This is a genomic window from Streptomyces sp. H39-C1 (assembly GCF_027158125.1).
GTDB classification, from domain to species: domain Bacteria; phylum Actinomycetota; class Actinomycetes; order Streptomycetales; family Streptomycetaceae; genus Actinacidiphila; species Actinacidiphila fildesensis.
The window spans coordinates 1-3,234 of record NZ_JAPVLS010000214.1 but is presented as its reverse complement, the minus strand read 5'-3'; the positions used below and the strand labels follow the sequence as shown (position 1 = coordinate 3,234).

General features: G+C 66.1%; 2 protein-coding genes. Both read right to left on the bottom strand.

The features are described 5' to 3' along the window. On the bottom strand, positions 1 to 207 hold a 207-nt coding region (locus tag O3W51_RS47615; protein WP_269290312.1), incomplete at its 3' end, for a helix-turn-helix domain-containing protein. Positions 208 to 263: 56 nt separating this feature from the next. Beyond that, positions 264 to 2,654, bottom strand: a complete 2,391-nt coding sequence (locus O3W51_RS47610; protein WP_138359551.1) for a DEAD/DEAH box helicase — start codon at positions 2,652 to 2,654, stop codon at positions 264 to 266. Positions 2,655 to 3,234 lie beyond the last annotated feature (580 nt).

The following is a 3,234-nucleotide window of genomic DNA, read 5'->3' as shown; positions in this document are numbered from 1 at the left end:
GGCATCCAGGCGCGGCGACTTCGGCTCGCTCCGGCCGTTCTCCCAGTTCTTCACTGACTGGGTCGTTGTCTTCAACGCGGCGGCGAGGCGGGCCTGGGTGATTCCAGCAGCCTCCCGCAGCCGGGCGCGCTCCGCCGGAGGCGGGAGCTGCGGCTCCTCGTTCAACAGAGCGTCGACGGACGCGAACAGCTCTTCCTCAGATGCCATTCCCTGCACCTTCACCTCAGGCCCAATATAACTTAACCAGAAACTTATCCCATTCCTTAACCTCTCCGTGCCCAATCGAGTCCGAGGCCCGCGAGCGCGGCGAGCTTGTCGGTGGTGAGCTTCGCGCGACGTCCTTTCTGGTTCATGATCCACACTCCGAGTTTGACCGCTGGGCCGCCTTCCAGCTGCTCTACGTGGCCCCTGGGGACCGTCACAGACCCGGTGCGGGTCTTGTACTGCGCGAGGGCCGCTACGCCCTTGTCGAAGGCGCTCACCGCCGCCTTGGCCGCCTTGGCGGGCACCTCCGGCTCCGGGGGCAGCGGTGCGACGCCGACCGCCTCCAGGAGCTCGCGCTGCCCGTCCATCAGCCCTGCCCAGACCGTGTGCTGACGCTGCTTCGCCAGCCACTTGCCCACGTCCATGCCGTGGACGGTGAAGCCCGGCAGGACGTCGCAGTGGTCCTCCTCATCCGTCAGGAGCTCCCGCAGCGCGGCGTAGTGCCGCTGCCACTCCGCCTGCCACACGGGGTCCCAGTGCTCATCCACGGCCTCCAGCGCGGCCTTCCACTCGGGGCGGTCCTCCAGCGCACCCGCGCGGCGGAGGTTGGACAGCCACTGCCCCACCGGCCGATCCAGCATCGTCGCGGACCGGGGCGCGCACAGCGTCCAGTGCTGCTCGTAGTACGCCTTGGCGGCCTCCAGGTTCTCCTGGAAACGTTCATCGGCCGGGGACCAGACCATGCCGAGCTTCTCGAGCCGCTGCGCCCGCTGGCCGGTCATCTGTCCGGCCCCGTACGCCCGTCGCTGCTCCGCGACCCACTGCCCCAGCGGGAACGCACCCTCCTTGTGCCCGTACGGAACTCGGGCGTGATGCTCACGTTCGGTGAATTTCTTGAGCGACGCCCAGCCGCGCCCCCAGTCCTGGCGCTCCGTGTCGATCACATTGAACGACACCCATTCCGCGACCATCACCGGATCACGCGGAGCGGCGAAACGAAGCAACAGACGGGATTCGTCCTCGCCTTCCTCGGGCGGCGGACCGATGTACTCGGACGGCTGCGCGACGTCCTTCTGAGGCTCTTGCGGAATCGCGAGCAATTCCACGGCCTCTTCATCATGCGCCCGAAGACCCTCAAGAACTTTCACCAAAGGCCGATACGATCCCGACGTGAACATATCCTCCGGCTGCTCATTGGGCTGGAGAAACACCGGCACGATCAAAGAGGCCAGCTTCCCTTGTCCCGGCTTCTGACGCAGCGCCCGGCCGATGGCCTGGACGATGTCGTGCGGAGCACCCTTGGGGTCCAACAGGGCCACGCTGTCCACGCTTCTGATGTCGACGCCCTCACCCAGCACACGGCAGTTCGACAGGACCGCACGCCGGGCGGTGGTCCCGAACTGACTCAGCACTCCCCGCCGGCGCTCGGGCACGTGCTCACCGCACAGCCAGTCCGCCCAGATCCGGGCCGGGTACTTCTCCGGCTGGTCGGCGTGCAGCTTGGCTGCGACGCGCTCCAGGCCCTCCGCGTAGGCCTGTGCCTCTATCGTCCGGTGGTGGAAGGTGATGCACGTCGACAGGTCGTGCTGCGCCATGGTGTGCAGGAGAGCCGCCTGCAGCGCCCCCAGCCGCTGCCCCCGCACCTCCTCGCTACCCCGCTCCTCGCTCATCAGCCGGTCCGGGGTGACCACCGGGTCCTTCAGCTCCAGGACGATGATCTGGTACCGCGCAAGTAGCCCGCGCGACACCGCCGACGCCAGCGACAATTTGAACAGGACGGGCCCGAAGACCTTCTCGTCATCCATGGACGCCGCCATCTCACGCGGCAACGGGTCGCGCACCCCCTCGGCAACCTCGCGATTCAGCCGCTCCTCCCAGATCCGCGGCGTCGCCGTCAGGTAGAGCCGCCGGTGCGCGGGGATGACGTGCTGGTTGTGGATGTCGGCCCACGCCTTACCCATCGAGCCACTGGTCCTGTGTGCCTCATCGACTACGGCGAGGTCCACAGGGTCGAGCTGCTGCCCGTAGACGCCCTCGAACGCCTCGGCCAGCACGCCCAGAGACGCGTACGTGGCGTAGATGGTCACCGGCCCGGAACCGTGCCACATGGCCAGCTGAATCGGGTTGGTGGTGGAGCGCACCTTCATGCTCCACAGCTCCGGGTCGTCCTGAAGCGAGCACACGGCAACCGCCGGCCCCCTGTGCCCGACGTCGTGCCACGCCTTCACCGTCTGCGCCAATAGGTCCAGCGTCGGCACCAGCACCAGAATGCGACCCTTGGGCACGATCCGCTTCGCCGACGCTGCGGCAATAATCGTCTTGCCCGTGCCACACGCGGCGTGCACCTGCCCACGAAGACCGCTCCAGGGGATACCGCCCGGCGGAATATCGAAGCCGCGCACGATAGCGGCAACGGCTTCGATCTGGTGGTCACGTAGTTTCACGGTCATGCCCCGTGGTCTCCTTTTCGCGGAATTTGGCGCGCCATCAGAAAAGAAAGTCTGGCACGGCGCGAGGGGCCGGGGTGCTGCTATCTGTTCCCAGACTCTACACAGTGAGCACAAGTGATGCATCACTCACGCGACAGGTTCGCCCATCTGGCTGGTACTTGGCCGATTTTTACCTGTGGCGACGCTTCACAGTGTATGCTGATGGGGTGTTGTCGAGCAGCGACCGGACAGTTTCGGGGGTGGGGGAGTGGTCAGGGTGGAGCGCAGCGGAACTTGTCACTGCGGTGGGGCCGGCACCCGATCGGGCCGACAGTCCGTCACATCCGTTACGGGGGTGGTGGTCAGTAACCCCAAGCCCTACACAGGGCCACGCGCGATGCACCTTCCCCCGCTGCTAGCTTAGGCACCCGCGCTTGCGCGGGTGCCTACAATGAGCGCTTGCGCGAATTGCATTCACTTCCGTAATTCCGTTTACGGAATTACATTCCGGCGCTTGCGCCGGAATTCGAATTGCGCTTGCGCAATTCATTCACTATGACCCGGCTTGCCGGGTCATATCCCGCGGAGCGGGATATGACCC

Excerpts from the sequence above, each read along its gene's own strand:
- O3W51_RS47610 (WP_138359551.1), bottom strand. The coding sequence starts at position 2,654 with ATGACCGTGAAACTACGTGACCACCAGATCGAAGCCGTTGCCGCTATC.